This is a genomic window from Paenibacillus rhizosphaerae (assembly GCF_014192015.1).
Taxonomy (GTDB): Bacteria; Bacillota; Bacilli; order Paenibacillales; family Paenibacillaceae; genus Paenibacillus_AQ; species Paenibacillus_AQ rhizosphaerae.
This window is the reverse complement of sequence record NZ_JACHXJ010000003.1, coordinates 144025-171024: the sequence shown is the minus strand read 5'-3', so window position 1 is coordinate 171024 and position 27000 is coordinate 144025. Positions and strand designations below refer to the sequence as shown.

Annotated in this window: 24 protein-coding genes and 1 tRNA gene; 15 read left to right on the top strand and 10 right to left on the bottom strand. The window is 53.0% G+C overall.

The window, feature by feature from the left end; translation table 11 throughout:
- The first annotated feature begins 82 nt into the window (after positions 1-82).
- The 5 genes from FHS19_RS17365 (at position 83) to FHS19_RS17345 (ending at position 5344) form a co-directional block, all read left to right on the top strand.
- The gene (locus FHS19_RS17365) at positions 83-1177 is read left to right on the top strand and encodes a quinone-dependent dihydroorotate dehydrogenase (RefSeq protein WP_183583898.1); all 1095 of its coding nucleotides are present in this window, start codon (positions 83-85) and stop codon (positions 1175-1177) included.
- A 24-nt stretch (positions 1178-1201) separates the two neighbouring features.
- Positions 1202-2032: a GTP diphosphokinase gene (gene yjbM, locus FHS19_RS17360; protein ID WP_183583142.1), complete on the top strand. Its 831-nt coding sequence runs from the start codon at positions 1202-1204 to the stop codon at positions 2030-2032.
- A 112-nt stretch (positions 2033-2144) separates the two neighbouring features.
- Entirely contained in the window at positions 2145-3707 is a 1563-nt protein-coding gene (locus tag FHS19_RS17355; protein ID WP_183583141.1) for an RsmB/NOP family class I SAM-dependent RNA methyltransferase, read from the top strand.
- Complete coding sequence (locus FHS19_RS17350; protein ID WP_183583140.1) at positions 3704-4465, top strand: pseudouridine synthase; 762 nt, start codon at positions 3704-3706, stop codon at positions 4463-4465. Before FHS19_RS17355 ends, FHS19_RS17350 begins: the two co-directional genes overlap by 4 nt.
- A 78-nt stretch (positions 4466-4543) precedes the next feature.
- On the top strand, positions 4544-5344 hold the full coding sequence (locus FHS19_RS17345; protein ID WP_183583139.1) for a Cof-type HAD-IIB family hydrolase: 801 nt from the start codon (positions 4544-4546) through the stop codon (positions 5342-5344).
- 102 nt (positions 5345-5446) lie between these two features.
- On the opposite strand, the gene FHS19_RS17340 is transcribed toward FHS19_RS17345, so the two are convergent.
- Both FHS19_RS17340 and FHS19_RS17335 read right to left on the bottom strand, forming a co-directional pair.
- Positions 5447-6838, bottom strand: a complete 1392-nt coding sequence (locus tag FHS19_RS17340) for an RsmB/NOP family class I SAM-dependent RNA methyltransferase (protein ID WP_183583138.1) — start codon at positions 6836-6838, stop codon at positions 5447-5449.
- A gap of 43 nt (positions 6839-6881) precedes the next feature.
- Positions 6882-8048: a GGDEF domain-containing protein gene (locus FHS19_RS17335; protein ID WP_183583137.1), complete on the bottom strand. Its 1167-nt coding sequence runs from the start codon at positions 8046-8048 to the stop codon at positions 6882-6884.
- A gap of 134 nt (positions 8049-8182) precedes the next feature.
- Between FHS19_RS17335 and FHS19_RS17330 the strand changes: the two genes are divergently transcribed.
- Positions 8183-9310, top strand: coding sequence for a glycosyltransferase family 4 protein (locus tag FHS19_RS17330; RefSeq protein ID WP_183583136.1), 1128 nt, complete (start codon positions 8183-8185; stop codon positions 9308-9310).
- Between the two features lie 77 nt (positions 9311-9387).
- On the opposite strand, the gene FHS19_RS17325 is transcribed toward FHS19_RS17330, so the two are convergent.
- The gene (locus tag FHS19_RS17325; protein WP_183583135.1) at positions 9388-10416 is read right to left on the bottom strand and encodes a YkvI family membrane protein; all 1029 of its coding nucleotides are present in this window, start codon (positions 10414-10416) and stop codon (positions 9388-9390) included.
- A 185-nt stretch (positions 10417-10601) separates the two neighbouring features.
- On the opposite strand from FHS19_RS17325, the gene FHS19_RS17320 reads away from it, so the two are divergent.
- From FHS19_RS17320 to FHS19_RS17305, 4 genes are all read left to right on the top strand, one after another.
- On the top strand, positions 10602-11192 hold the full coding sequence (locus tag FHS19_RS17320) for a DedA family protein (protein WP_183583134.1): 591 nt from the start codon (positions 10602-10604) through the stop codon (positions 11190-11192).
- Between the two features lie 91 nt (positions 11193-11283).
- Positions 11284-11856: a xanthine phosphoribosyltransferase gene (locus tag FHS19_RS17315; RefSeq protein ID WP_183583133.1), complete on the top strand. Its 573-nt coding sequence runs from the start codon at positions 11284-11286 to the stop codon at positions 11854-11856.
- Between the two features lie 118 nt (positions 11857-11974).
- Positions 11975-12304 (top strand): hypothetical protein, encoded by a 330-nt coding sequence (locus FHS19_RS17310; protein WP_183583132.1) that lies wholly within the window; start codon positions 11975-11977, stop codon positions 12302-12304.
- 259 nt (positions 12305-12563) lie between these two features.
- The gene (locus FHS19_RS17305) at positions 12564-12779 is read left to right on the top strand and encodes a hypothetical protein (RefSeq protein ID WP_183583131.1); all 216 of its coding nucleotides are present in this window, start codon (positions 12564-12566) and stop codon (positions 12777-12779) included.
- 53 nt (positions 12780-12832) lie between these two features.
- Here FHS19_RS17305 and FHS19_RS17300 read toward each other — a convergent pair whose 3' ends face one another.
- Positions 12833-13294 carry a YhjD family protein gene (locus FHS19_RS17300; RefSeq protein WP_183583130.1) on the bottom strand — a complete coding sequence of 154 codons (462 nt, stop codon included), beginning with the start codon at positions 13292-13294 and terminating at the stop codon, positions 12833-12835.
- 203 nt (positions 13295-13497) lie between these two features.
- Here FHS19_RS17300 and FHS19_RS17295 point away from each other — a divergent pair.
- Positions 13498-13582 (top strand) — tRNA-Leu (locus tag FHS19_RS17295).
- A gap of 174 nt (positions 13583-13756) precedes the next feature.
- Positions 13757-14665 carry a divergent polysaccharide deacetylase family protein gene (locus tag FHS19_RS17290; protein ID WP_246426673.1) on the top strand — a complete coding sequence of 303 codons (909 nt, stop codon included), beginning with the start codon at positions 13757-13759 and terminating at the stop codon, positions 14663-14665.
- Here the strand turns inward: FHS19_RS17290 and FHS19_RS17285 are convergent.
- Positions 14640-15350, bottom strand: a complete 711-nt coding sequence (locus FHS19_RS17285) for an N-acetylmuramoyl-L-alanine amidase (RefSeq protein WP_183583129.1) — start codon at positions 15348-15350, stop codon at positions 14640-14642. The genes FHS19_RS17290 and FHS19_RS17285 overlap by 26 nt on opposite strands.
- 173 nt (positions 15351-15523) lie before the next feature.
- Here FHS19_RS17285 and FHS19_RS17280 point away from each other — a divergent pair, with 173 nt between their 5' ends.
- Positions 15524-15742 (top strand): YqzE family protein, encoded by a 219-nt coding sequence (locus tag FHS19_RS17280; protein ID WP_183583128.1) that lies wholly within the window; start codon positions 15524-15526, stop codon positions 15740-15742.
- Positions 15743-15822: 80 nt separating this feature from the next.
- On the opposite strand, the gene FHS19_RS17275 is transcribed toward FHS19_RS17280, so the two are convergent.
- From FHS19_RS17275 to FHS19_RS17265, 3 genes are all read right to left on the bottom strand, one after another.
- Positions 15823-16815 (bottom strand): hypothetical protein, encoded by a 993-nt coding sequence (locus FHS19_RS17275; protein WP_183583127.1) that lies wholly within the window; start codon positions 16813-16815, stop codon positions 15823-15825.
- 138 nt (positions 16816-16953) lie between these two features.
- On the bottom strand, positions 16954-17895 hold the full coding sequence (locus FHS19_RS17270) for a YqhG family protein (protein ID WP_183583126.1): 942 nt from the start codon (positions 17893-17895) through the stop codon (positions 16954-16956).
- Positions 17895-19640, bottom strand: coding sequence for a DEAD/DEAH box helicase (locus FHS19_RS17265; RefSeq protein WP_376771915.1), 1746 nt, complete (start codon positions 19638-19640; stop codon positions 17895-17897). The genes FHS19_RS17270 and FHS19_RS17265 overlap by 1 nt, the downstream gene beginning before the upstream one ends.
- A 453-nt stretch (positions 19641-20093) precedes the next feature.
- On the opposite strand from FHS19_RS17265, the gene FHS19_RS17260 reads away from it, so the two are divergent.
- Both FHS19_RS17260 and FHS19_RS17255 read left to right on the top strand, forming a co-directional pair.
- Positions 20094-22700, top strand: a complete 2607-nt coding sequence (locus tag FHS19_RS17260; protein WP_183583124.1) for an adenosylcobalamin-dependent ribonucleoside-diphosphate reductase — start codon at positions 20094-20096, stop codon at positions 22698-22700.
- A gap of 262 nt (positions 22701-22962) precedes the next feature.
- Entirely contained in the window at positions 22963-23448 is a 486-nt protein-coding gene (locus tag FHS19_RS17255) for a hypothetical protein (protein ID WP_183583123.1), read from the top strand.
- A 2045-nt stretch (positions 23449-25493) separates the two neighbouring features.
- On the opposite strand, the gene FHS19_RS17250 is transcribed toward FHS19_RS17255, so the two are convergent.
- Positions 25494-25952, bottom strand: coding sequence for a hypothetical protein (locus FHS19_RS17250; protein WP_183583122.1), 459 nt, complete (start codon positions 25950-25952; stop codon positions 25494-25496).
- 27 nt (positions 25953-25979) lie between these two features.
- Entirely contained in the window at positions 25980-26756 is a 777-nt protein-coding gene (locus FHS19_RS17245; RefSeq protein ID WP_183583121.1) for a hypothetical protein, read from the bottom strand.
- Positions 26757-27000: the final 244 nt, after the last annotated feature.

The following is a 27000-nucleotide window of genomic DNA, read 5'->3' as shown; positions in this document are numbered from 1 at the left end:
GGCAAAAAACTTTATTTTTATACCGATTAAGGATAAACTGAAGGATAGAGATAACAATGTGCATGGAGAGGAAGATTGGCTGGTGCTGTACCGAAATTTGGCAAAACCGATATTTTTTAAAATGGATCCGGAGAAAGCTCACCATTTGGTCATCGGCGGACTTCATTCCGCGGGCGCGTTTCCGGGAGGAACGGGCCTACTGCGAAGCATGTACGGCGTGAACGAGACGGCAGACCTCGCAGTGGATCTGTTCGGCATACATTTTCCGACACCGGTTGGACTGGCAGCAGGATTGGACAAGAATGCGGCAGCGGTCGACGGTTTTTCTTCCATCGGCTTTGGTTTTATGGAGGTTGGCACGGTGACGCCGAAGGGACAGCCGGGCAACGATCAGCCCCGACTGTTTCGCCTTCCGCCCGATGAGGCGCTTGTGAACCGGATGGGATTCAACAACGAGGGAGCGGAGGCCATGGCCAAGCGGCTGGCGGCCATCAAGAACCGCCGGATCCCGGTCGCCGTGAACATCGGCAAAAATAAAGTGACTCCGAACGAGGAAGCCTATAAGGATTATCAGGAATGCCTGCGTACCCTGTATCCGTACGGGGATTTTTTTGTGGTTAACATCAGCTCGCCGAACACGCCGGACTTGCGCAATCTGCAGTACGGCAGCGAACTTTCGACATTGGTCCGGCATATTATGGAAGAGATGCGGGCACAAGCCGCCAAGCACGGGGAGTCCAAGCATATTCTGGTCAAAATTGCGCCTGACGTGAGCGACGGCGAGCTGGAAGAAATGGTCGATGCGCTGGCGCCGAGCGGGATTTCCGGCATTATCGCCACAAACACGACGATTGGGCGGGAAGGGCTGAGCCATCCGAACGCCAGGGAAACCGGGGGACTAAGCGGCAAACCGCTGCGTATCCGTTCCACGGAGGTCGTATCCCGGGTATACCGCCAGACGGGCGGCAAGCTGCCGATTATCGGTTCCGGCGGCATTTTTACAGCTGAAGATGCTTATGAGAAGATCAGGGCGGGTGCAAGCCTGGTGGAAATCTATACTGCCCTTATATATGAAGGACCCGAAATCAACCGGAAAATCAACGCCGGGCTGAGAGAGCTTTTGCGTCGTGACGGCTTTGCCCATATCTCCGAGGCTGTGGGGGCAGACCATCACTGAGGGAGACAGACAGGAGGCATGTGAATGGACGGCAGAGATTGGGGATTGTTTCTACTACCGTATGAACAAACCGTTGAGGAACTGAAAGTCAAATTCAAGACGATGCGTGCGGAACTGAAGAAGAGAGAGGAATATGCCCCGATCGAGTTCGTGACCGGACGCGTCAAGAAAATATCGAGCATTCTGGACAAGGCGAAGCGGTTGAGCGTTCCGATGGACCAATTGGAGCAGGGGATCGAGGATATCGCCGGCATCCGGATCATGTGCCAGTTCGTCGAGGATATCCGCCGCGTGGCCGAATATATCCGCAAGCGGAAGGACCTGACGGTACTGTATGAAAAGGATTATATTACGAATTATAAAGAAAGCGGCTACCGCAGTTTCCATATGATCGTGGAGTACCCGGTTCAGACGGCGCTTGGTCAAAAACCGGTACTGGCGGAGATCCAAATCCGCACGCTGGCAATGAATTTCTGGGCCACGATCGAGCATTCGCTCAGATATAAGTACCGGGAGAGCCTTCCGGAGAACATCCGCAAGCGTCTACAGACCGCGGCGGAAGCGGCATCCGTGCTGGATAACGAAATGTCGAGCATCCGTGAGGATATTCTCGAGGCACAGAAGCAGTTTGAGGACGATTCCAACGTGACCACATCGGTGCTGGCGATGATCCACCAGCTCTATTTCTATCATCTGGTGAACGAGGCGATGGCGTTCCAGGAACGGTTCAATCAAATCTGGTCCCAGACCGAGCCGGGTGAACCTCATGACATGGAGAGCATGAGGCAGCTCCTCGATGAGGTGCGGGAACTGATCGCAGCCTACAAGAAAAACGATCCTTCCGATGAGGCATAACATCCGGATTCAGCCCGCTGCCGACTGATGCGCAGCGGGTTGTTTGTATGGACGAGGGCTGATACAATGGGGTCCGGCCAACGATTTTATATAAGACAGGATGATGAAGCACATGGCGCTCAAGCTGCCGGCTGCCTTTCAGGAACGGATGCGTTCCTTACTGAAAGAGGAGTATACCGATTTTATGGATTCGTATGACCGTGTGCCGCGCAGCGGCATCCGGGTCAATACGCTGAAAATTTCCACAGAGGATCTGCTCGCTACCACCCCGTGGGATTTGCGGCCGATTCCCTGGTGCGGGACAGGCTTCTATACCGAAGCGGGTGAACGGCCCGGCAGGCATCCGTATTACCATGCGGGCCTTTATTATATTCAGGAGCCAAGTGCAATGGCTCCGGTAGAGCTGCTGGACGTGACGCCGGGCGAGACCGTACTGGACCTGTGCGCCGCTCCGGGTGGCAAATCGACGCAAATTGCGGCCAAGCTGCGCGGGACAGGCATGCTGGTCTCCAATGATTTGAATGCCGACCGGACCAAAGCTCTGGCCAAAAATATCGAGCTGTACGGCGTCCGCAATGCGGTTGTGCTGAATGAGCATCCCGACCGGATCGCGGCGAAGTTTCCGGCCTTTTTCGATAAGATTCTGATCGATGCCCCATGCTCGGGCGAAGGGATGTTCCGCAAAGACGAAGCGATGATCAAGGAATGGAACGAGGATTCGCCGCTGAAGTATGCGGACATGCAGCGCAGCATTCTAAGGTCAGCCGCCTCCATGCTGAGACCCGGAGGACGGATCGTGTATTCGACCTGCACGTTTTCCCCGGAGGAAAACGAGGGGATGATTGCGGAGTTTGTGGCCGCTCATCCAGAATTCCGTGTGCTTCCGGTCGGAGGCACCGGTACTTTTGCCGCGGGTGAAACGGATTGGCTGAAGGAACAAGGCTCCGGATTCGGGGATATTCCCGACCAGGTTTGGGAGCAGGTTCGGGGCACGGCGCGGCTGTGGCCGCACCGGATTGAAGGCGAAGGACATTTCCTGGCCGTCCTGCAGCATGAGGCGAACTCCGGGTCAGCCGCCGAAGCGGAACGGGCCAGAGCCGCACTGCTGAGCAGCACGGCTCCGTCGGAGTCCGCTGACCGGACTAAGGGAAAGGAGCGGCCATCGCGAAACGCCAAGCCCATAAAAGGGAAGCCGCCGAAAAAAGGTGCGGGGAATCAGGGCGAAGCCGCATCAACGGCCGCGTATGAAACTTTCATCCGCGAGCATCTTATTGGCTTCGTGCCGGGGGGCCATACGGTCGTCTACGGCTCCCATATCTATCAATCGCCGCTGCCGCCAGGCCTTCTGGACGGGCTGAAGGTTATCCGCCCGGGCTGGTACATGGGCGATGTCAAGAACGGCCGTTTCGTTCCGGCCCACCCGCTGGCGACGGCGCTGCATCCCGGTGAATTCATTCGGATCATCCGGCTGGACTCCGGAAGCGGCGAAGCCGTGCGTTATTTGAAGGGCGAAACGCTGAACGTTCCCGAGGACCGCGTGGAATGCGGGGGCGAAGCTTCGCCCAAGGGCTACGCCCTGGTCTGCATCGACGGCTATTCGGCCGGATGGGGCAAGTGGCAGGAGGGGATGCTGAAGAACGAATATCCGGCAGGCTGGAGGTGGACATCCGCATGAGCAAGCAGGGCAGAACGACACTGCGGTTGGACAAGGTGTTAACGCATATGGGATATGGTTCCCGGAGCGATATCAAGAAGAAAATCAAACAGGCGGGGGTTACCGTCAACGGAGTCCGGGCCAAGGACAGCGGCATGCATGTCGATCCGTATAAGGATGACATCCGGATTGACGGGGAACAGGTGCAGTATAAGGAATTTATTTATCTCATGCTGCACAAGCCGCCGGGCGTCGTATCGGCGACAGAAGATACACGGGACCGGACCGTGCTGGATCTGCTGGAACCGGAGTATTTGGCATTCGAGCCGTTTCCGGTCGGGCGGCTAGATAAAGACACGGAGGGCCTGCTGCTGCTTACAAACGACGGCAAGCTGGCGCATGAGCTGTTGTCGCCCAAGCGGCATGTTCCCAAAACGTACGAGGCCGTCGTATCCGGCGACATAACGGAAGCCGATGTACAGCAGTTCGCCTCCGGGGTCACGCTGGACGACGGTTACGTCACGCTGCCCGGCGAGCTCGTCATTTTGCGCAAAGAGCAGCAGGGGGACGAGGTCGTCTCCCACATCTCCCTTGTGATCCATGAGGGGAAATTTCACCAGGTGAAACGGATGTTCCAGGCTGTCGGGAAAAAAGTCACCTACCTCAAGCGCGTGCAGATGGGGGACCTGAAGCTGGATGAAGGCCTGCGCATCGGGACTTACCGGGAGTTGACGGAGGATGAGCTGCTGCAGCTGGGGAAGGATGAAACATCCCGATAACATTGGCATACTACAATAGACCCAAGATCGGTACCCCTTAGAACAGATAGAGATCTTACTGCAAAGGATGGATGGAGCATGAAATACAAACTGATTGCGCTGGATGTCGACGGCACACTGCTCAATGACGAGCATGAAGTGAGCGAACAGACGCAGAAGACGATTCAGGAGGCCGCACGCCAAGGCGCCGAAATCGTGCTGTGCACCGGGAGAGGACCGCAAAATTCCATACCGTTTATGGAACAAATGGGGCTCTCCGGCTACGTCATCAGCCATAACGGGGCAGCTACAGTGAAGGTGGATACCCGGGAAGTGGTTCACCAATACGCGATGGATACCAAGGCGATCGTACCTTACCTGGACTACTTCCGGAAGGAGGGCGTGCATTTTGACGTCAATACGGCGTTTCAAATGTTTGTCGACGACGTTGAGGGACTGGCCGTGGAAGTACGCAGCATGTATGAAAACTATCTGATGCTGCCGTCAGTCCTGCCGCCACTGCATGACCTGCAGGAGCCGATCGTCAAGGTCACGGCGTTTGGGCAGCCGGACACGATGGACCGTGTACATCAGGACATCGGGGCGTGGACGCCTGAATTTAACATCTTGCGCAGCGGCGAATATTTCGTCGACCTGATGCACCCGGAAGCCTCCAAAGGGAACGCCCTGAAGCAGCTCGCCGAGCGGCGCGGCTTCCGGCAGGAGGAGGTCCTGGCGATCGGCAATTATTATAACGACATTACGATGCTGACCTATGCGGGCCTGGGCGTGGCGATGGATAACTCGCCGCTGGAGGTCAAGGCCGCTGCCAATGAAGTAACCGCATCGAACAATGAGGACGGCGTGCATGCGGCGCTGCTGAAATACTGCTTGTCGTAATGAAAAAACGAGCCTTCCTACGGCTCCAGCGGGGTACAAGCTGGGCGCAGGAAGGCTCTTTGTTATTTGGCAGCCAGCGGGCAGCGGCTAAAGCGGCGGGTGCTAGTGCTGCCGCAGGCCCTTGGGCAGATGGTTTTTCAGCTGCCCGCCGCTGGCTTTGCCCCAGCCGAGCGGCAGTCCGTCCACGGCCGCGAGCACCCAGCCCTTCAGGGAGACATCGACCTGAAGGGTCTCGCCCCGCAGGTAGGCGTAGGCCTGCGGGTCCACCGCGGCCAGCGTGATGCGCTTGGCCGCCTGCTGGTGTGAGAGAGCCATGGCGAGCGCATGCGCCGGCTCGATCCGGTTTTTCTTGAGGTGGGCCAGGTGGAGGCCCGCCCGCGGCACTTTCAGGCCCTGGAGCTGCTGTTCCTGCAGCAGCTCCCCGCCTGGAAGCAGGTACAGCGATTCGCCGAACAGAATCGGCGAACCTGCCGGCAGTGCGAAATCCGGCAGCTCCTCTGCCGCCCAGGCCTGGAACACCTTCAAGGCGGACTGGGCGTCCTGAAGGCCGGCTCCTGGCTTGCCGTTTCCGCTTCGGCCTTTTTTGCGCGGCCGCTGCCGTTCGCTTGGCGAGGCTTCCCAGGTGTGCCCGCCGGCTTCTCCCCGTTTCTGGAGGAGGGCGACAAAATGCCCTTCCCCCGCCTCGCGATGCGGCCAGAGCCGCTTCATGTCGATGATTTCCATGTCGGCATAATGAGCCGTAAAGCGCTCCATCATGTCTTCATTTTCGCTGCGGTTAAACGTGCAGGTCGAATATGCCATCGTACCGCCAGGCTTCAGCATGGCATAAGCCTCCTGCAGAATATCCCACTGCCGGGCGGCGCACAGCTCGACCAGCTGCGGCGTCCATTCCGCGATCGCCCCGGAGTCCTTGCGGAACATGCCTTCGCCCGAGCAGGGGGCGTCCAGCATGATCCGGTCAAAAGCCTGCGGAAAACGCCGCGACAGCTCGTCCGGCGCCGCGCTTGTAACCACAGCGTTTGTAACGCCCATACGCTCGATGTTCTCGGCCAAAATCTTCGCCCGTTCCGGGTGGATTTCGTTCGAGACGAGCAGCCCTTCGCCCTTCATTTTCGAGGCGATATGCGTGCTCTTGCCGCCCGGCGCTGCGGCAAGGTCCAAGATCGTCTCGCCGGGCTGCGGGTCGAGCAGTTCCACTGCCGACATGGCCGACGGCTCCTGGATGTAATATAAACCGGCGGTGTGGTACGGATGCTTGCCGGGCCGGACGTTCTCCCCGTAGTAATAGCCGGTGCTGCACCAAGGAACCGGGGTCAAGCCGTACTCCCGGATGACGGCCTCCTTCAGCTGCGGCACGTCCGCAAGCTTTAAACCGTTGAACCTCAGCCCATGCGTTCTCGGCCGCTCGTAGCTGTCAAGAAATGCTTCGGTATCGCTTCCCAGCAGGGATTCCATCTGTCTGACAAAAGCTGTGGGGAGATCCTGTTTACCCATTCGTTACATACTCCTTTATTCAACATCATCATGGATGCGGTTTCTATGTATTGGCACTATCCGCCGAAGGGGCTGTACCGACGGCTGCCGGCGGATTGGCGGACCGGTATGCGGTCACTTTATTTTTGCCTGTCGTCTTCGACCGGTACATCGCCTGATCCGCCTGCGAAATGAGCGTGCCGGCGTTTATGCCTGCACGAAGGACGCTGTATCCAACGCTTAGGGTCACGATCGTCTCGGTTTCGACCCGGGCCCGGATTTGCTCGGCGATCCGGTTGACTTTGGCCCTTTTATCCACGATGAGGGCTACCAGCTCCTCGCCCCCATACCGCCCGGCCAGGCCCGCTTCGTCGACTTCCTCCTCGATAATGGCGGCAACCTGCTTCAGCACTTGATCCGCTCTGGCATGCCCTTCGGTGTCGTTCAGCTTCTTGAAATTATCGATGTCGCAGAAGATCAGCGAGACCTTCAGCCCTTGATCCACGTAACGATTCAGCTGCCTCGTAAAGAAGCGGCGGTTATACAGATTGGTCAAGCCGTCGGTAATGGATGAGCGGTAGATCGACTGCATTTGCTCCACGATCCGTGTAAACAAAATAAAGAAGAGGAGCGTGTAAAACAAGAGCGGCAGCCAGATCCAGATGGCCGGAATCCAAGTCTTTTCCAGGGGGATAAGGCGGTTCAGCAGATGGACCGAAATGTAGATGAAATATACGGCCAATCCGGCGGTATATTTCTTGCGCTGGCCGACCCGCGGCGCCATACCGGTTAGCCCTATCATTACAGTGCCCAATTGGCACAGGTCTATATAACCCGCCTGCCAGCCTCCGGTCCCTTTCAGAAAGCCGTGAGACAGGAGCGGCACGGTATACAGGAGCGACATCACGATCAGGAGCGCCCGCAGCCTGCGGTTCATGCGGTGGTACAACTGATACACGGCAAAGTTCAGGAGGAGGAAGGAGAAGGCCTGCAGCCAATCGGCCGCTTCCGGATAACTCCCTTGCCTCGGCGCTCCGGAGAAGGCGAAATGGATGTTCACCCCTTCGTATGCCATAATGAACAGGAAGGCCGCCACCATGTAGAGATAGGCTTTTTTGCGCTGCCTGCCGTACATCGTGAGACAAATCAGCAGCATGATGAGTATGATATATAAACCTGATGCGGCGGCAATCCCCGGTACAATGGGGGATAAGAATGAAGAGTAGGGCATGGATCATTCTCCTGCTCTATTGAATATTCTTTGGATCAGCGGTTTTGCTTTACTGAAACATATGTTCTAATATATCATAATTTACAAGATGCCGAAATGCTAAGAGACCTACAGAAAGGGGTGATTTTCCCATTATGAGATTGTTACAGGCCCTCTTTTTCCCACCCGAACAGCCGGGCGGAGTATCCTCCATGATTCCGTATATGCAGGAGCGATTCCAATCATCAAGATGGGATATGGAGCTGTTCTGGCTTCCTAAACGGATCCGCAACAAGGGGAATGAAGAGGTTGTGTTCGACACCTTCGATTGGACCGAGTTCGCCGATTCCCCTGTCGTTCAAAAATATATTCAGACGTACAAGGATTACTTGTGGTGGACGCGTCTGCGGATCCAGAAGCCGTATGACCTGATCCATGCGCACCATCCCATCGCCGGGCTGGCCGCCAAGCAGGTTTTCCCCGATACGCCGTTAATTCAGACCATTCACTCCAGTTATGAACGGGAATTAATATTGAACGGACGCATTAAGAGCGGGGGACCGGAGCACCGGTTTCTGGTATCGCTGTACCGCGAGCTGGAGCAGAAGAGCCAGCGCATGCTGACGGTTTCTCGGTCGTTCGCCGGCTATTTGTCGGACTATGTGGACTATCCGGAGAAGATCGGCGTCATACCGAATGGTTTTGATGAAAAGCGGTTCAAGCCGGTTCCACACGAGAACGAGGTACCGCAGCTGATTACGGTCTGCCGCCTGGTCCCCGCCAAAGGGCTGGATATTCTGCTGAAGGCCTGTGCGGAGCTTAAGAAGAAGGGGCATGACTACGTGCTGCACATCATCGGAGACGGACCGTTCCGCACGGAGCTCGAGAGCCTGGCCAAAGAGCTTGGAATCTATAACGAAACCATTTTCTATGGATACACACTGCATCCGGAAGAGTTTATGCCGTTTTTCGATATATTCGTGCTGCCTTCCAGGGCGGAAGCTTTCGGTTCGGTTTTTGCGGAAGCGGCGCTCAGCTGCCTGGCCCTGGTCGGGACCGATGTGGGCGGAATTCCGGAACAGATCGAAGACGGAGTGAACGGCCTGCTGGTGCCGCCGGAGGATCCGATCGCGCTCTGCGAGGCGCTTGAGAAGGTCATCACCGACCCGATGTACCGCTACGACCTCGCCCGTACGGCCTGGGATAAAGCAAAGAGCCAATATTCGCTGACGCATGCGGTGAATGAACTGAAAAAAATTTATATATCTTATCAAAAGGTGTAGCGGCGGGTCAGCCGTTCAACTCAAAGAGGCAGGTGCTGAGGGAATCAGCTCCTGCCTCATTTTGTATAAGGGTGCGGTCATTTGGATTTGAACATCAGCTTAACGACCCACAGCAGGCTCATCGCACCGAAAAAAGGATACAGCACGGACAGCAGGGAGCTGAATCCGATCTGGCTCAGCAGAAAGCAAATGAACATGATGCAAGCGATAAGCAGCTTCGGCGGCAGATGGATGTGCTGCTGAAGCTGGAGGCTGACCCCGTAGAGGTCGGCGACGAAGGTACTGAAAATTTCAAGAAAAATTAGCATCACATAAATCAGCTGCACGACGGTGCCCAGATTGTTGGCGATACTGCCCATGGGGATCTCATACTGCCGGATGCCCGGCATATGTGCGGACATGGCCATATGGGCGGCCAGCAGCATAAACCCGACGCCGACGCCTCCGAGGATGCCTCCCCATTTGACCACGGCATGGCTTTCCGTCTTGCTCCCGAGGGGTACCAGCACCGCCTGAGCCATGACGAGATTGAAGGACGCATACAGCAGTGGGGAGATCCATACGGACGTATAATGATGGTCGGTCGTAATCCGGAGAAAGCTGTCCGCACCCGGCATCCGGATCGTGTTGAAAATAATTACAAGTGACAAGGTTAGCATCAACGGAACGACGATGCTGTTCATCTGCATAATGGCGTTCATGCCCCGGTTAAGTATAATATACGATCCGATCAAGGTCACCAGGAGGCCTGTCTGATAATGAAGGTTGAGGTGCTCGACGAACACGGAACCGGCACCTGCCAGCATAATGCTGTTCACGCCGATAAGCACGAACAGCATCACGATGCTGATGACTCCCCCGGCTTTTACCCCGAACAAATGCTTGTTCAGGTCCTCATATGACTTGGCCGATATCCGCCGAGAAATGAGCATCATCTTGGTCCCCAGCCAAATAAACAGGGCGGTGGACAGCAGAATCGTCAGCGTCGCCCATTTGCCGTATTGGGTAAAAAACTGCAGGATCTCCTGTCCGGTCGCAAAGCCTGCACCCACAATGGTTCCGATATATGTAAAAGCAATTTGAAGTACCCTGATCCCGTTCTTCATCGTTCTCCTCCCTGCTCCAGGCAGTCCGGTTTGTGTCCTGCCTGTACTACAGGTTATGATGATTAGAGGTAGGACATGACTGGAACCTGTCCATGCCGCATGAACGCAGTCATTAAGGGGGGTTCCCGTCACCGTCTTCGTTCAAATGGACTAAAAGAAACACCGCTAGGAAAGCGAGGCTTTGTATGGCTGGAATTACCTTTTACATTGCCCATTACGGGTATGCCGCGATGTATTTTTTGCTGGCGCTGGGCATTCTGGGCATTCCGGTGCCTGACGAAACGCTGATCGTCGCTTTCGGGGGAATGGCCGCGAGGGGAGAGTTCAACTTTGCCGTTGCGCTGGCCGTCACTTTTCTGGGAAGCATGACCGGTATGATGATCAGCTATTCTCTTGGACGCCTGGTCGGGGAACCCCTGCTTCACCGGTATGGAAAATGGGTAAGAATGACTCCGGAGCGGCTGGCTTCAACGGAGAAGTGGTTCAGGCGTTATGGATCGCTCAGCATTATCGTCGGCTACTTTGTGCCGGGACTCCGGCATTTATCTTCGTATATCGCGGGGACGACGAAACTTCCTGTCAGGGCCTATGTCGTGTATTCAGGAGCAGGCGCCGCTTTGTGGTGCACCACGTTTATGCTGATCGGACATGCCGTTGGATATCATTGGAACGAAATTGCCGGGAGGATGACTCACGCCACAGTCTGGGTCGGGCTGCTTGCGGTCATACTTGCGTTCGGAGCGGCCATTGGTTTGCTTCGATGGAAGAAACAATGACATTTGTGGTTATGTATGGAGTTTCCCCTTGAAGTGGGAGCCCAAGATATGTTACTTTTACGTCAAAGGAACGGCGTAGGGGGCTATTGAAATGGATAAGTTAAAAGAACGAATTTTACAAGAAGGCGTGATCGTTTCGGAGCAGGTGCTGAACTTGGACGGTCTGCTTAATCACCAGGTGGATCCGGAGCTGACGATGGAGATGGGAAAAGAGTTTGCTTCCCGGTTTGCCGAAGCCGGCGTGACCCGGGTCGTTACCGTGGAGTCGTCCGGGATTGCGGTGGCCTTTGCGACGGCTTACGAGCTTGGCGTGCCGCTGGTGTTCGCCCGCCGCAAGAAGACGCTGCTGGCGGATCCGGACGCTCTTTGCGAACGGGTTCCTTCGTTTACCAAAGGGATCGTGACGGATATTATGCTGTCGCGTCATTATATCAGCGAGCAGGATAAAGTGCTCTTTATCGATGACATCATTGCAAACGGGGATGCCGCGCGGGGACTTATCAAAATTATCGAACGCTCCGGCGCCGAACTGGTCGGCCTTGGTGTCGTCGTAGAGAAGTGCTTTCAGGCAGGGGCCCGGACCATCCGTGAGCAGGGCATAAGCATTGAGCCGCTTGTCCGAATCCAGTCGCTCGAAGGCGGCGTCATCACTTTTGCGGAATAAGCCTGGGATGAAAGCCCGTTTCGCTGCATTTTCCGCGGATAAATCGAAACAATTTCTTTCAACCGGCCGTCTTTTGGCTTATAATATGTATTAGATGATCATGAGGGGAGGCAGCACAATGGGGAAAGAACCGGTAACCGAACAGTATTTCATTGATAAATTGGCCAAAGCAAAGGATCACTTTGAAAGAGCGCTTGACTGCAAGCATACCGAATTCGATGACCTCTATCCCTATATTATGGAGCATCCTCAGTTTTTTTGGTATAAACGCTACGTGGCCTGGTCAGAACTGCTGACCATCGTGGGCATGTGTGATGAGCTAGACTTCTCCTGGAAGGAATTGTTTACCCCTCATCAAGTTGAATATCTGGAAAAACGAGTGATGTCGTCGACGGTGCTCGATTATTGGTACGAGAAGAACGACAGTAAAGAACACGCACAACGTTAATTGCTGAACGTCACGGAGAGGTTCAGTTGATTAATACACACCTTTATACCAACACATTCAGGATCAGCGGCCCAATGGCTGCTGGTCCTTTCTTAATAATACAGGCTGAATATAATTGAAAATTCCTTTGAACCCGCTCTGTCTTCGTGAATAAAGGTTGGTACACCCCGGCTCCATTGTAAGATATGCGGGAAAGGCATATACTTATCCATGTTCATTACATGAAGAGATTGCTTCAGCAGTAAAAGGAGGATTGCACATGATCAGCGATGAGGAATTGGATGCGTACCGCCAGTCCGGAGAACAGGTTCGGGTGGTTCGCGACGGCATCGAAAGCAATGATGTAACCGGGATTGTTGTGGCTTGGGACGGCAGCCAAGTGCTGATTCGCCGCCGCAACCGCAAAGTGGTCAAGCTGGACCGGAACTACTTGTTCCAGCCTGTGAGCGCTCCGCGTCAAAGCCCTCTGGAATAATAGCAGAGCCGTCTGGTTCCCTGTGGTTAATATCTGGGAATTCCAGGCGGCTCTTATGGTCTTGAGCCTTCCTGAAAATAGGGAGCAGCGGGATGGTCCATAGGATGAGTAAAAGAAGATGCGGGAAGGAGAGAACGATCTTCGGGAGAAAACGGATCAAGCCCCAGATAAACTCTCATCCGAACGAGCATCTCGTTGCGAAAAGCCGGCCAGAGGATATTCATTTCGTCGGTATAGCCCCTGCAGGAATATTCCGCCCTGACCCCGGCATCGTCCTGTGCGATGCGAAGGATCCGGATCTTACGTCTTCTCATTTCCCGCTTGACTTCGGCGAGCAGCGTGCCGGCCTGCCTGTCGCCGTTCACGATCAGTTCCGAATACAGCTGGGGTGTCTTGAACACACCGCTCTCCTCCATAATCCGAATGTCCCGTTCGAAAACTTTATGAATAAAAATCAGGAGCAGGTAACTCTTAATCAGCGATGCTTCTTCCGACGTCATGCCGGGTGCCGCCATCCTTATCACCACCTGTACGAACTTATGTTCTTATTTTACCCGCAAATGCTTGGATTATTCAATAGATAGGAACTGGAAATTCCTCAGAATGAAGGGGAGATTAAACTTTTTCAAAAAAAGTATTGACTATACTTGTCCAGCATGGTATGATCTATCTTGTCGCCGCGAAAGATTGAATCTTTCAAAGAGTGACCGACCGATTTGCGGTCGTGGCGGAATTGGCAGACGCGCACGGTTCAGGTCCGTGTGGGCTAACCCCCCGTGGAGGTTCGAGTCCTCTCGACCGCATACATACATAAGGCGTTCCCGTTTGAAACAGCGGGGACGCCTTTTTGTGTTATCTGTTGTTCACCGTACTCCTTTGAGAGGGTCTCAACGGGGATTTTTGCTATACATAATTCCTCCAACTTCCTCAAACAATGAAAGCACATCGTGGAGCTACCGAGTAAAGGAGGAAGTTGCTTGAGTACATCATCTTTCAATAAGTTGCATCATGGCTGGCGTACTATCGTGGCTGCAGGGCTGGCGCTTACGGTTGCGCTTTCCGGTCAAACCGCCTTCGCGGATGGCGAACGCTCACTGCATACGGAGCGGGTGATCAACGAGCAAGCAGAGCTGCCGGCGGCAGACCAGCAGCAAAGTGACATGAAGCCGGCTAAAAAAGTTGCGATCATCATTGACGACTTCGGGAACGGGCAAGGGGGGACCGATGAAATGCTGTCCATGCCGATTAAACTGACCGTGGCCATCATGCCGTTTCTTCCTACCAGTAAAACCGACGCGGAGCTAGCTCATAAACAAGGGCACGACGTCATTGTCCATATGCCGATGGAGCCCAAGCAGGGCAATCCAAAGTGGCTGGGTCCCGGCGCCATCACCTCCAATATGAGCAATGAGGAGATTCGCAAACGGGTGGAGGAGGCTATCGACAACGTGCCGTATGCGGTCGGTATGAACAATCATATGGGTTCAAAAATCACCGGAGACGAGCGGATCATGGCCATCGTGCTGGAGGTTTGCCGCGAACGCGGGTTGTTCTTCGTGGACAGCAAAACCAATTACCATTCCGTTGTCGGCAAGCTGGCCGTTCAGATGGGAATGCCTCCTGTGGCGAATAACATATTTCTGGACGATCGGCACACCGTCAGCCATGTCAGCAAACAAATGAAAGCCGTTGAAACGTGGGCGAACGAACATCAGAACTGCGTAACGATCGGGCATGTCGGTGTGCAAGGCAAAAAGACGGCGGAGGCCATCCGCCAAAGTGTAGCCGGTATGCAGAATTCCGTATCCTTTGTAGGCATCAGCGATCTGGTCCGGGATATCTGGGATTGGAAGCCGGCTCCTATATTGCCGTCAAATAATAATTGATTCCGTTCGCTATGGCCTGGGCGATCTTCAGCTGCCCGCGCCGGTTGCACAGCATCGCCCGGTCTGCCGCATTGCTGAGAAATCCGGTCTCAACGATGACCGCAGGATCTTTGACCTGGTTCAACAGGTAAAACGGGCTTCCCAGCCGGATACTTCCCTTCGTCTGGTACAGCGGGTTGAGCTGCTGCTGGATGCTGTCCGCAAGCAGGGCGCTGCGCCCTTCGTTCTGGTGGAGCACAAGCGCCCCGTTCTTTGAAGTGTTGCGGCCCCAATTGACGTGAAGGCTCACGACGATCAAGGTCGGCAGTTGATGGCTTAACTCCTTGCGCTGCGCCAGATCGCGTTTATGGCGTGAGGAACTGCGGAGCCAGTGATTGTCGTCGCTGAGGGCGTAATCGGCCGTCCGGTTTAAAACCGCGTCGTACCCTTGGCTGCGCAGCAGCATAAACAGCTTCTGGGCAATCGCGAGATTAATGTCCTTTTCCAGAATGTTCTGAAATGAAGTCCCCCCATCGACACCTCCATGTCCTGCATCCACGATGATGACTTCATGCGGAAAAGCCGGATGCTCCGGATAGGCGTTCGCGATTTTGCCGGCGGGGGATGCAGCCCAAACGGAAGAACCGTCTGCACACAGGATTGCCGGGATCAGGAGGATGGCGGCGATCAAGCTTTTGATAGGCATAAAGGATGGCCGTCCTTTCGAAACGGGATTTGGGCGTAAAATTGATATCGAAGTTAGAATGTGCAATAAACGGTAAAAAATGCATCGTTCGCTTTCCTCCGTTTAGATCACGGAATCTCTGTGCAAACTAAGAGCATGGCAGAGCTGTAATTTGGCTAATGGGGGGAATGGAAATGGCCAGTGGAGATGAACTTGTAAAATACATTACGGAGCGCGTCGTCAGCTACATGGAGACACCCAAGGAAGAACGAAGGAAGCAAAAATATAAAGAGCCATGGACAGTCAAATGGTTCGGCATGATCCCGTTCGGACTGTCCCAATGGGGAGGCCGGACCGCTAACAAACGCCATCCCAAGCGGCGAAAAGTCAAGACGCGGAATCTTCATGACTGAAAATGAAAAACGCGGACCTCGTACTCCATACGGGTTCGCGTTTTTTTGGGATGAAGCGCGATAAGAGCGGGAAAAGAGGGTCATGAAGAGGCTCTAGGGCGGGCATGGAATTCTCCGGCAGCCATCAGCATGGAGACGGGAAGGTACCGGGTTCCGGCACGTCCTGTGGCCGCGTAGCTGACCGCAGGAGCGCTTGCGGCCGGGGACCATGTATGAACCCCGCTTACCGCAAACGGCGCCCCATAGGAGGCGTTACGGCCGGGAGCGGTGAAGATCAGGCTGCCACCGGATGCGACTGCTTTCAGCAGATCGTCTCCGCGGCGGATGTTCAGCCGGGGTGACGTCATCCAGAGCAGGTCGTCATAAGGGTCGCCGCCACCTTTCTTCGCAACGGTAGACGATGCTTCGAGCCGGAGACCGTTCTGATTGGTAACGACTGCCGTCCTGGCTGCGGTAGAGGTGCTGGAGGAAACAGCATTTGCCGGCAGAAGCTCCAAGGTCAGCGCATTGATGTGCATCGCCGGCTTGCCGGGCAGGGTCACTTTCCAAACCGGAAGCATCGCCGAATATTGAGCTTGGATTTGAACGTTTGCGGGGAGGCCGGGTTGATCGGGAATAAGGCCATCCTCAGCCAGCCGGTCATGGAGCGCATCGCTGCTGTAAGGGATGGCCGGACCGCCGCCGTACTCGCTGAGCATATATCCGCCTTCTTCCCTGGCGGTGAATATTAAATATCCCAGCTGCTTGCCGTCCCTCGCAACGATCGCAAGCCAGCTGTGGGTGCCGGGTCCCAGCGGATAATAAACGATGGTTGCGCCGTCCCACTGCTGGAACTCCGACTGCGTGGACAACTCGCGGACGACGGAGCCGGCAAAGCTCTCCAGCGGCGCGGGCACCGCCTGCATGTCCGAGCCTGCTGCGATCCGAAGCAAGGCTGCCCGCGCTGGGCTTGCAGCCTTGGCGGCAGAGATGCCGGCCGCTGCGGCCGATTGCGGGACCGCGGGACCCCAGGCACAGCTGACGGCACAGGTCAACGCCGTCACTTTTAAAGCGAGAGATACCATCCTCACCATATTCACCCTCCTCGATTTCAGAGCTTTATTGACATCATTGTAGCGGACAAGCTGTAAAAAGGCTGTTGCAAGGTGTCGGGCTTTGGAGCGCTGGCATGGGTCTTTTTTTGCCTTCTTTTAGCGAGGGAGGTCAAATGCTCACAGACGGATGGATCTTAAGTGAAACAGACCGCAGGTTATGGCGGACAGGTTCACCTTGGGTTCATACTGCCATGTCATTTCGCTGCGCCGGTTGTCGTATTGCTCCCGGATGGCCGTTAGCTTCTCCTCCTCGGTTTCCTTCAGGAGGTCTTCGTAATACATGTCGATCACCGCGAGCTCTTCCCTTAGGCGCTCCCTGGCGGCTTCCGCCCAGGCATAATCCTCGCCCGCCAGGTGATCCTTCATATGCTTCTCCAGCAGATTGGCCGCGCCCGCGAGCGAGAGGCTTCCCGGCTGGATATGGATGTTCTCGGGCAGCCGCGGCCCGAGCTGAAGCGTCTCCAGACGCCGGGCAAACTGCGGGTCGATCTGCCCGGTCACCAACGAAATGCCGATGAAGTGGAGCGCTTCTTTCTTCACGTCACACGTCATCTCGACCTTGAAACAGACGCCCAGCCACGGTTCGTAGGGGGCGGAGAACAGCGTCTCCCGCTGCAAAGGGCCCGGCTGCTCGAACAAGTACACGCAGGAGCCCTCCTGACGGGCTACGGCCCAAATTTGCTGCAGCCGGCTGCTTCCGTACGTGACGTCTTCACGGGGAATCCGCCCCGGGCCGATCCGCGGTCCCGCCGGATTCACCCCGAAATATCTAGAAAGAATGCTGTCCTGCGGCTGGGGCGGCGCAGAGGGCGGCGGGGTTTTGGCGGTCTGTTCGTTATATTGGTCCGGGTCAAAGACGAAAGTGTAGGAGAGTGTCTCCGGCTCCGCCCCCGTCCGTTCGATAAAGCCCCAGTAGTAGGGGCGGTTGGTCAGCTGTTTGTCCGCCTGCGGTGACAGCTTGACGGTCACGTGATAGGGAGACTTCTCGATAATGCTGCATTCGGTCGTCTCCAGATAGGTTAACACTTGCTTCTGGACTTCCTGCGGGGACAGGCTCATCAAGCTTCCTCCTCAATGACGGTTTCCGCATCTTCGTATTCGATTTCGCGCTTGATCAGGTCAAGCGACTGCCCGAGCGAGCTGACCTTGCTGCGGATTTCCTCATCCGACTCGGACTCGAGGAACAGCTTGTAGAGGCTTTTCTCAAACGATTCCTGTTTCTCGAAACGCTCCAGAATGACATCCAGGCCGCCGATGACCGTCTCGAACATGTTGATCTTTTCGTGCAGCAGGTTCAGGATATGCTCCTCGATCGTTCCGGTGGTGGACAGGTTGTAGATCTTCACGTCGTTCTGCTGCCCGAGCCGGTGCACGCGGCCAATCCGCTGCTCCACCCGCATCGGGTTCCACGGCAGGTCAAAATTGATCATATGGTGGCAGAACTGCAGGTTGATGCCCTCGCCGCCGGCTTCGGTGGCGATCATGACCTGGGCACGTCCGCGGAACAGGTCCATCATCCAGTCTTTTTTGCCCCGGTTCATTCCGCCGCGGTACGGTACACAGGACAAGCCGTGCTTTTGAAAATACTGCAGCAGGTATTCCTGGGTCGCCCGGTATTCCGTAAACACGATGACCTTTTCGTTCATGTCCTTGATCAGCTCGATCGTCTTTTCGGCCTTGGTGTTCGCCTTGATGTTCCGGATCGCGTTCACCAGCTCCCACACCTCGGCGGTGAGCGGAGAGTCGTCCGGAATCTTCTTGGACAGGTTCACGAGGGTCAGGAACACCGCGTCCCGGCTGCTGCACACTTCACGCTGCAGTGTGACCAGGGACAGCATGCTGCTGAGGTTGCCACCGGACGCTTTGTACTGGTTCTTGACAAAAGAAGTCACACCGTCGTACAGCGCCTGCTCCTCAGGAGAGAGCTGCAGGCTGACGTTGCGTACCGTCCGCTTGGTGAACTGCACCGGGCCTTCGCCGCGCCGGTTGCGGATCATCACCTTGGCCAGCTCGTCCCGGAGCTGGTCTTCGTTCTTGGCCTGCCGCTTGCCGACGACGAAGTTGGCCGCAAAATCCCCCTGCCGCCCGAGCTGGCCGGGCTTCAGCAGCGTAATGAGGTTGAAGAGCTCGCTCATATCGTTTTGAACCGGCGTCGCGGTCAGCAGCAGGCAGTACTTTTTCCGCAGCTTCTGGATAAATTGATAGTTCGTCGTTTTCTTATTCTTTAACTTGTGCGCCTCGTCGATAATGAGCATGTCGTATTCCTGCTCCATCAGCATGTCCTTGTGAGGCTCGCGCTTGGCGGTATCCATGGAGGCGACGACGACGTCGGAATGCCAGGAATACGCCTTTTTCTGCGCGACTGCCGGGATGCCGAATTTGCTGTTCAGCTCGCGGACCCACTGAAGCACCAGGGAGGCGGGCACCAGAATCAGCACTTTGGATACCAGCCCGCGCACCATGTATTCTTTTAAAATGAGTCCCGCTTCGATCGTCTTGCCCAGTCCGACCTCATCGGCCAGAATGGCTCTTCCGGACATCTCAAACAGCACTCTCCGCGCCGTGTCGATCTGATGGGGAAGGGGGGACAGGTCCTGCAAATGCTTCACACACTGCAGCTCGTCAAAGCTCGTCACAAGCCGTGCTTCTTCGCCCTGAACGGCCAGCTGGAACAGCCGGAAGTCTCCCCAGGGGCCACCTTTGTCCAGGCGGGATTCCAGGTTATCCAGCCAGCTGCGGTCAATATTGAGGGGAACGGGAAGGTCCCCGGCCTGCGCCCCGCTACCGAGATGAGAAGTTTTCAAGCCTTGTACCTCCTTCATAGGTTCGTAATCTCGCGTAACAGTAGTATGCACGTAAACCGGAGAGTTCATAACCTCCGTATGGATGAAGGCATCCACCTGTTTTTCACAACTTTTTTCAAAGGAACCGGAGCAAAAAAGTGAGATTGGCGGAGAAAAGCAAAGGTTGTCCCAGAGTGAAGAGCTTTCATGGTCTAAATTTCAGGATTAAGGCGTGGAGTAACAATATGTGGTATAGTATAATCATCAATGCACACAATATATTGTACATGACGAGCGGATTTGCGTTTTAAATGGGGTTATTTCGTTTATAGAATGGAAGGAACTCGGCTACATACAGGACTTTCCCGGAAGTGAACCGGCACTTTTAACGCAGTCGGCAGACCGATACCATCCGCTGATCGGAACCGGAGCCGATACGTTCGGCAGAACCAGTCATGGGAGGAGAATGGAACAGTGAATCAAGTTCAAAGCAAACAGAAGCTTGAGGGGTTAAGCGAAAAAATCTTTTTGGACCGGTATGCATGGAAGGACCCGGACCCGAATCACGCCAAAGTAGGGGACGTCGTACTTGTACTGACGAAGGATGATCCCAAGTTTCCGACGAAGGAAGTCGGCGAAATCGTATCGCGAGAGGGGAAACGGGCGACGGTAAAAACACGCCGCGGCGAGCTGGTGGAGACGGACGTCGAGAAGCTGACGCTGAACATCGAGAAGACGCCTGAGGAAATGTGGGACCGGCTGGCCGGAGCCATGGCTTCGGCGGAGCCTACGCCGGAGCTGCAAGCCGAGTGGAAAGAGAAGTTCCGCTACATTCTGGAAGACTGGAAGCTCGTTCCGGGCGGGCGGATCGCCGCCGGAGCGGGTGCCAGTGACGAGCTGACGCTGTTTAACTGTTACGTCATTCCTTCGCCGAAGGACAGCCGCGGCGGTATCATGGCGACGCTGTCCGAGATGACCGAAATTATGGCGCGGGGCGGCGGGGTCGGCATCAACCTGTCCTCGCTCCGTCCGCGCAGATCCGTGGTCAAAGGCGTCAACGGATCCTCGAGCGGTGCGGTATCTTGGGGCGGGCTGTTCAGCTACACGACCGGCCTGATCGAGCAGGGCGGCAGCCGGCGCGGCGCCCTGATGCTCATGATCAACGACTGGCACCCGGACGTGCTCGATTTTATTACAGTCAAGCAGACGATGGGACAGGTGACGAACGCCAACCTTTCCGTCTGTGTCAGCAATGATTTCATGAAGGCGGTCAAGGAGGACCTGGACTGGGAGCTGGTATTCCCGGATACGACGGATCCCGATTACGACGAGCTGTGGGACGGCGACCTTGAGAAATGGAAGCAGGGCGGCCATGCCGTCATTCCGTACCGGACGGTGAAGGCGAGCGAAATCTGGCATACCATTATCGAATCGGCGTGGAAATCGGCCGAGCCGGGCGTTGTCTTTATGGAATACTACAACCAGATGTCCAACAGCTGGTATTTCAACCCGATCATCTGCACGAATCCGTGCGGCGAGCAGGGGCTTCCGTCATGGGGCGTCTGCAACCTGTCCGCGATGAATCTGTCCAAGTTCTATGATGAAGAGAAGCACGACGTGGCTTGGGACGAACTGGCGACGGTGACACGCTACTCCGTGCGTTTCCTGGATAACGTCATCGACACGACGCCATACCATTTCGAAGAAAACGAGAAAAACCAGAAGAAGGAGCGCCGGATCGGACTCGGTTCGATGGGGCTGGCGGAGCTGATGATCAAGCTGAACATCCGGTACGGGAGTCCGGAATCGCTCGAGTTCCTCGACAAGTTGTACGGATTTATCGCCCGCGAAGCGTACCTGGCATCGGCCGACATTGCGGCCGAGAAAGGCTCGTTCCTGGCGTTTGACGCGGATCCGTATTTGCAGAGCGGATTTATGAAAAATATGACCGAGGCGTTCCCGGAAGTCGGCGAAGCCATCCGTGAGAAGGGCATGCGCAACGTGACCGTCATTACCCAGGCGCCAACCGGCAGCACGGGAACCATGGTCGGCACGTCGACCGGTATCGAGCCGTACTTCGCGTTTAAATACTTCCGTCAGAGCCGACTCGGCTTCGACGAACAGTTTGTACCGATCGCGCAGGACTGGCTGGACGCCCATCCGGGCGAAGAACTGCCGGATTACTTCGTGACGGCGATGGATCTGACGGCGGAAGATCATATCCGCGCGCAGGCCGCCATTCAGCGGTGGGTGGATAGTTCCATCTCGAAGACTGCGAACTGCCCGGCAGATTTCACGGTTGAAGAAACGAAGCGGCTGTATGAGCTGGCGTTCGATCTTGGCTGTAAAGGCGTGACGATCTACCGTGACGGCAGCCGCGACGTGCAGGTGCTGCAAACGGAGAAGAAGGAAGACAAGAGCGAAGCGAAGGCCGCTCCGGCTGCGGAAACAGCTGCCCCCGAGGCTGCCGTGCCGGCCGCCGCAGAGCAGGCGGGTGCCCAGGTAGCCGCAGCAAGCAGCCAGAGCTCCGTAGTGGATAAGCAGTACAAGCGCCGGCCGCAGGTGCTGCGCGGCGCAACCTATAAGATCAATACGCCGTTCGGCATGGCGTACATTACGATCAACGACCTCGACGGCATCCCGAGCGAGATCTTCCTGAACGTGGGCAAGGCAGGCTCCGACGTGTTTGCCATGGCGGAAGCACTGGGCCGCGTCTGCTCCCTGTTCCTCCGCTACGGCGACCATGGACACAAGGTGGAGCTGCTCATCAAGCACCTGAAGGGCATCGGCGGATCTGGCGCGATCGGCTTTGGCGTCAACCGCGTGGAATCGATCGCTGACGCAGTCGCCAAAGCGCTGGAAGCCCACGTGCAGAGCGGTATCGACGAAGACCATCCGGAGCCTGCTCCGGTAGCGGCCACGCTGGCACCGGAGACGGCGGACCATGGCGGCACTCACTCGCACAGCCATGATGCGCCGAAGGCATCGGTAGACCTGTGCCCGTCCTGCGGGGCCGCGGCGCTGATCAATATCGAGGGCTGCAAAACTTGCGGCAACTGCGGGTACAGCAAGTGCTCGTAATTAGAGCGTGGTCATACACAGAGATGGAAGAGAAGAAGACGAGTGTAAATAAGCAAGTTGAGTTTGGGAAAAAGTGTTGTACATTTTAAATAAATCCGAAAATCGGTTAACCGGCAGTTTGGGGAAACACCCCCAAGCTGCCGGTTTATTTTTCCTGCCGATCAATTTGGATGACGGAAAAATACATTGGTATTAGTCGAATGGGTATGTCTAGATTTATGTGAAAGTAAATAGTAGTAAAACAAAAAGGGGAAGTGTACTTATGAAAGTTACATTAAGCATTGCTACCCTAATATTTTCGGCAACATTATTAGCGGCTTGTGGAAATCAAGAACCAGGAATATCCCATAATACCGCAGAATCTGCCACTTCGGATACAGGTTCCATAACAGAAACAGATAACAGATCTACACTCTCCAGTAGCGATAACGTCAAATGGGATGAGATTAAAGATCCGCTGATTGATAATGCCATAAAAGAAAAGCTCAAAGCATCAGTTGAGGCGATCGTCGCTAAGAATGTAGAAGCGTTCCATAAGACGCTCGGTCCGGATGTCGGTACCGAGCATGACTATCTCTTAGACAATCCCGTAAATTTCACGGATGTTGATAAAGCATACGAAGAAAATGGGCGCACTCTAGTGCAAGTGGGAGGTAAAAAACAAGGTGATGACACAAAGGAAATGGGCTATACATTCTATTTTGAAAAAGATAAAAGTGGTGAATGGCAGATTATAACCATAGACTAAAGATTCCTATCGGACACTATAGGAGGGAATAAAGTAAGATGAATAAGGAGGGATTCAAATAAAAGCAGATAAATTTTTACCGGCTACCGGGCGGGCAACTACAGCAATGGGGATATTATATTTCCCACCGATATTACAGTTTTTTTGGGGTGTAGAGTCGGCGGAGTATGGTTTAATCTGGTGCCTTATTCAAATCTTTTTGGGGATCGCTATATACTCAAACGATTGGTATCGTATACGAAAGCCCATATTTTTACTTAATTTCTTGTATCAGTTGACTTGGGGGTTTTTAATAATAGACCAAATGGCAAGAATTCCAGAAAGATATATTGAATACTCACCTTATCTGTTACATCTTGTAATCGCTTTTAGTTCGTTGTGGTATTACTTTAAGCACAAAATCAAATTATCCTCGTTAGGCTAACGAAGAACCGCCGAGGCGGTTTTCTTCCGATACGACTTCTAATGCCATGCATTTCTGCTTCTGCATCGGTAACATCCGTAAAAGTGGCGTGGAAACTATAGGTTCTTGACTGATGTTCTCAATGTCTAAAGATAATTCTTTAATCCCTTTATAATTTGATTCGTAAGCTTAGCTTCATTGGCTATCCCCCTTTATAATAGCTAATAATATTCAATAGCCTGTAAGGGAAATCCTTCCGTAGGGTCATTAGGCAGACCCAGTTATACATAGTGTGTAATATTTAGGTGATTACTAGTGGGCAAGGAGAATTACCTGTCTTTTACCTATTGATTTCCACCGGTCCCCTTTAATTTACTTACTTGTAGTTCTCACTACTTAAAATGGATTATCATGGTAATGAGGTGAAGGGACAATGCTAAAGAATTTTCTGATTGGATTCGTTGTTGTAATATGTCTATTAATTTTGGTCGGTGTCTACCATTTCATTACCACACAATAGTTGGAGGGGAATCTCGTGGGAACGAGAGGAAGGGTCTTGGGCATTATTGGATCAATTTTAGGAATTGTTCTGTCCGTATTTTTGATTTTTTGGTTTCGCACAGATCCCGGAGACATTCAATATTTGGTTGTTATCTTTTTTTTTGCTTTTGCCTTCATTGCTTGCCTCTCATGCAGTAATAAAAGCATCATTCAGTATGCTGCTAATAGCTGACATATGGTCTATTCCTTTATTAAGTTATTTGACTTTTTTTGGACACGGCATTCCTAAATTTTCTCTATTAATACCTTTGCTATATACTATCAATCTATGGATTTTAAAGTCTAAAAGAGTGGCATTAGTGCGCTGTCACCGACTTACGAATGCCGAGACTCCCATTTCCTTCGCACAATTTGATCTTTATGTATATGTATACGTTTATATCATATCGTGTATAACTTCAGTCAAAATAAGGATTTGATGTGTATACGTATACAAAAATACCCGACCTAATAAGTGCTCGTAAGGTAAATGAGGTAATAGAGAGATGGGAAGAGAGAGTGTGATATTTCATAAATATTTGGATTTGTTTCAAAGTTAGTGTAATCCTTCAAGAGGTTTGCAAAAGTGAAAATAAAGTTTGGAAATTTAAGCTAGTTAAACGTACGCCACGACTGGGTTTTGTTGATAATAGCGCTAAAATAATTTCCAAACCACTGAAATCTTAGTGGGTTCCAAGATCTGCTGTTTCGATAAAGTTTGAAAAAGATTATTTTCGATCACAGAGTTTGAAAAAGCTTTATTCAAAATCATAAAGATTGTTTACAAAAAAACGAAGCGGTATTTTAACGCTTCGTTTTTTTGTAAGATCCTAAAAGCAAATGTTCGATCTAAAATTAAAGGGGATATAAAAATTATTGAAAGAAGGTATGTTAAGTTGGATATTCAGCGACCGACCGCTTTTGAAAGTTATAGCTGGGATGGAGAAGAGCATGAGAGTTGGGTACATAACCTAGCCAATCGCTTACGATCCGATGGTAGCGGAAATTAGCACGCAGATGAGGAATCGGTTTCCCAGATGGGCGTCACGGTCAAGTCAATCGCTCATTCGATGGACTCCTATTAACTTCCTTTTAAACTCGATCATGGCGCCGGCTTGTTATTCTTAGCTTCATTGGCTCTTCGTTCGATAAATGGGTTCTTAAATTCATTAAATCCCGGAAGATAGACCTTTTCGCGTGGGGAGAAAAGGACATACCCCTGTCCGCCAACACCAACCGTGAAAGTGAAATGTTCATTTGATTTCATTGTTAAGCTTACTTGAAATGGTCCTCCTTTTGGAAAAGGACCATGATATGGTTTGATGTCTTCCTTCCTCACTTTTCGTAACATGATGATAAACGAATCAATTTCTTCACTTTTCAGCGTCCAGCAAAATTCACCCCATTTTACATAGGCTGTTTGAACATCGTTTGAAGTTAATCTAAACACTTGCGCATTAGAGTTGCTTCGGAATGCTTTAGATGGGGACGATTCAGCAACAACAGCGAAGCCGTAGACCAGAAGGCAGATAACAAGCAACGCGAACAATTTCCCTTTCATTTTGGTTCCCCTTAGCTCAACAGGTTTTTAGTTTTCTCTTCTACATTGTTTACGACTTTCTGTTACAGAAATACCTTTTTGTATCTCAACATTAATTATTTTAACACCATTTTCTGAAGTATCACTCAACGTAATATGGATTCTATCGTAGGGAATATCACCATGATGTGCACTATAATTTAACGCACTTACGCGAACAATATGTCTTCTTGTATCCCCATTTATTCTTTCAATTTTATCTATTCGGGGACACATGATAAAATCCGAGTAAGTTTTATCGAAATAAGGATAGTATCTGGAGTATAAGGTCTCTTCAAGCAGCTCTTCTTTAGAAGCTCCTACACTTTCATATTTCCACCCGACTAATAGCCAGTCGAACAGTTCTCTGGATTGCAATCGAACCTTTTTATTATTCCAGGTATATATAACCTCGCCTTCCGCTAGCGTGCATATCTTTGTTTTGGATGCAGATAAACAATTATATGCAGGTTCAATAACAGAAACATTTCCGTTTTTCATTTTTATTTTTAAATTGGGGAGAGTAGGGGGGGGATTAAGCTCTAATTCAGTTGGTCCAACGGAAAGGTTTGATGTATTAAACCATTTAATAACCTTATTGATGGTTACTTCCTCATACCCATCACGTTCATTAAAGAAACGAGAACGACCGTATAAACCGTTTACTTGAAGAGATAAAACATCCTCTGGGATTAGTAACGGTTTCTTTGATTGAAAACTTGCTTTTGTAATATCCATTTGGCAAAACAATCCAATAACAAGGATTAATAAAACTAACTTTTTCATAAGCGCCATGCCTCTGAGGATAAATTGTAATAGTGTTTATAATATTCCCCAACAATAAAATTACATGCCCAATATCTCTCAGGAGCTCCTTGACTTTCGTATTTCCAGGGTAGGTGGCGACCTGCCTGTCTTGAAACATTAGCTTAATTTTTATGTATAACTTTAGCTGTTTATTAAGTTTTGGAGCTACTATCGCAAATTAAGAAATTCCTACAAAGGAGAAATAAAAGTAAAAGATCGGCAC

Excerpts from the sequence above, each read along its gene's own strand:
- FHS19_RS17330 (WP_183583136.1), top strand. The coding sequence starts at position 8,183 with ATGAGATTGTTACAGGCCCTCTTTTTCCCACCCGAACAGCCGGGCGGA.
- FHS19_RS17280 (WP_183583128.1), top strand. The coding sequence starts at position 15,524 with ATGGCCAGTGGAGATGAACTTGTAAAATACATTACGGAGCGCGTCGTC.
- FHS19_RS17300 (WP_183583130.1), bottom strand. The coding sequence starts at position 13,294 with ATGGCGGCACCCGGCATGACGTCGGAAGAAGCATCGCTGATTAAGAGT.
- FHS19_RS17345 (WP_183583139.1), top strand. The coding sequence starts at position 4,544 with ATGAAATACAAACTGATTGCGCTGGATGTCGACGGCACACTGCTCAAT.
- FHS19_RS17320 (WP_183583134.1), top strand. The coding sequence starts at position 10,602 with ATGGCTGGAATTACCTTTTACATTGCCCATTACGGGTATGCCGCGATG.
- FHS19_RS17315 (WP_183583133.1), top strand. The coding sequence starts at position 11,284 with ATGGATAAGTTAAAAGAACGAATTTTACAAGAAGGCGTGATCGTTTCG.
- FHS19_RS17335 (WP_183583137.1), bottom strand. The coding sequence starts at position 8,048 with ATGCCCTACTCTTCATTCTTATCCCCCATTGTACCGGGGATTGCCGCC.
- FHS19_RS17285 (WP_183583129.1), bottom strand. The coding sequence starts at position 15,350 with ATGCCTATCAAAAGCTTGATCGCCGCCATCCTCCTGATCCCGGCAATC.
- FHS19_RS17350 (WP_183583140.1), top strand. The coding sequence starts at position 3,704 with ATGAGCAAGCAGGGCAGAACGACACTGCGGTTGGACAAGGTGTTAACG.
- FHS19_RS17355 (WP_183583141.1), top strand. The coding sequence starts at position 2,145 with ATGGCGCTCAAGCTGCCGGCTGCCTTTCAGGAACGGATGCGTTCCTTA.
- FHS19_RS17245 (WP_183583121.1), bottom strand. The coding sequence starts at position 26,756 with ATGAAAAAGTTAGTTTTATTAATCCTTGTTATTGGATTGTTTTGCCAA.
- FHS19_RS17305 (WP_183583131.1), top strand. The coding sequence starts at position 12,564 with ATGATCAGCGATGAGGAATTGGATGCGTACCGCCAGTCCGGAGAACAG.
- yjbM (WP_183583142.1), top strand. The coding sequence starts at position 1,202 with ATGGACGGCAGAGATTGGGGATTGTTTCTACTACCGTATGAACAAACC.
- FHS19_RS17250 (WP_183583122.1), bottom strand. The coding sequence starts at position 25,952 with ATGAAAGGGAAATTGTTCGCGTTGCTTGTTATCTGCCTTCTGGTCTAC.
- FHS19_RS17325 (WP_183583135.1), bottom strand. The coding sequence starts at position 10,416 with ATGAAGAACGGGATCAGGGTACTTCAAATTGCTTTTACATATATCGGA.
- FHS19_RS17270 (WP_183583126.1), bottom strand. The coding sequence starts at position 17,895 with ATGAGCCTGTCCCCGCAGGAAGTCCAGAAGCAAGTGTTAACCTATCTG.
- FHS19_RS17255 (WP_183583123.1), top strand. The coding sequence starts at position 22,963 with ATGAAAGTTACATTAAGCATTGCTACCCTAATATTTTCGGCAACATTA.
- FHS19_RS17310 (WP_183583132.1), top strand. The coding sequence starts at position 11,975 with ATGGGGAAAGAACCGGTAACCGAACAGTATTTCATTGATAAATTGGCC.
- FHS19_RS17275 (WP_183583127.1), bottom strand. The coding sequence starts at position 16,815 with ATGGTGAGGATGGTATCTCTCGCTTTAAAAGTGACGGCGTTGACCTGT.
- FHS19_RS17340 (WP_183583138.1), bottom strand. The coding sequence starts at position 6,838 with ATGGGTAAACAGGATCTCCCCACAGCTTTTGTCAGACAGATGGAATCC.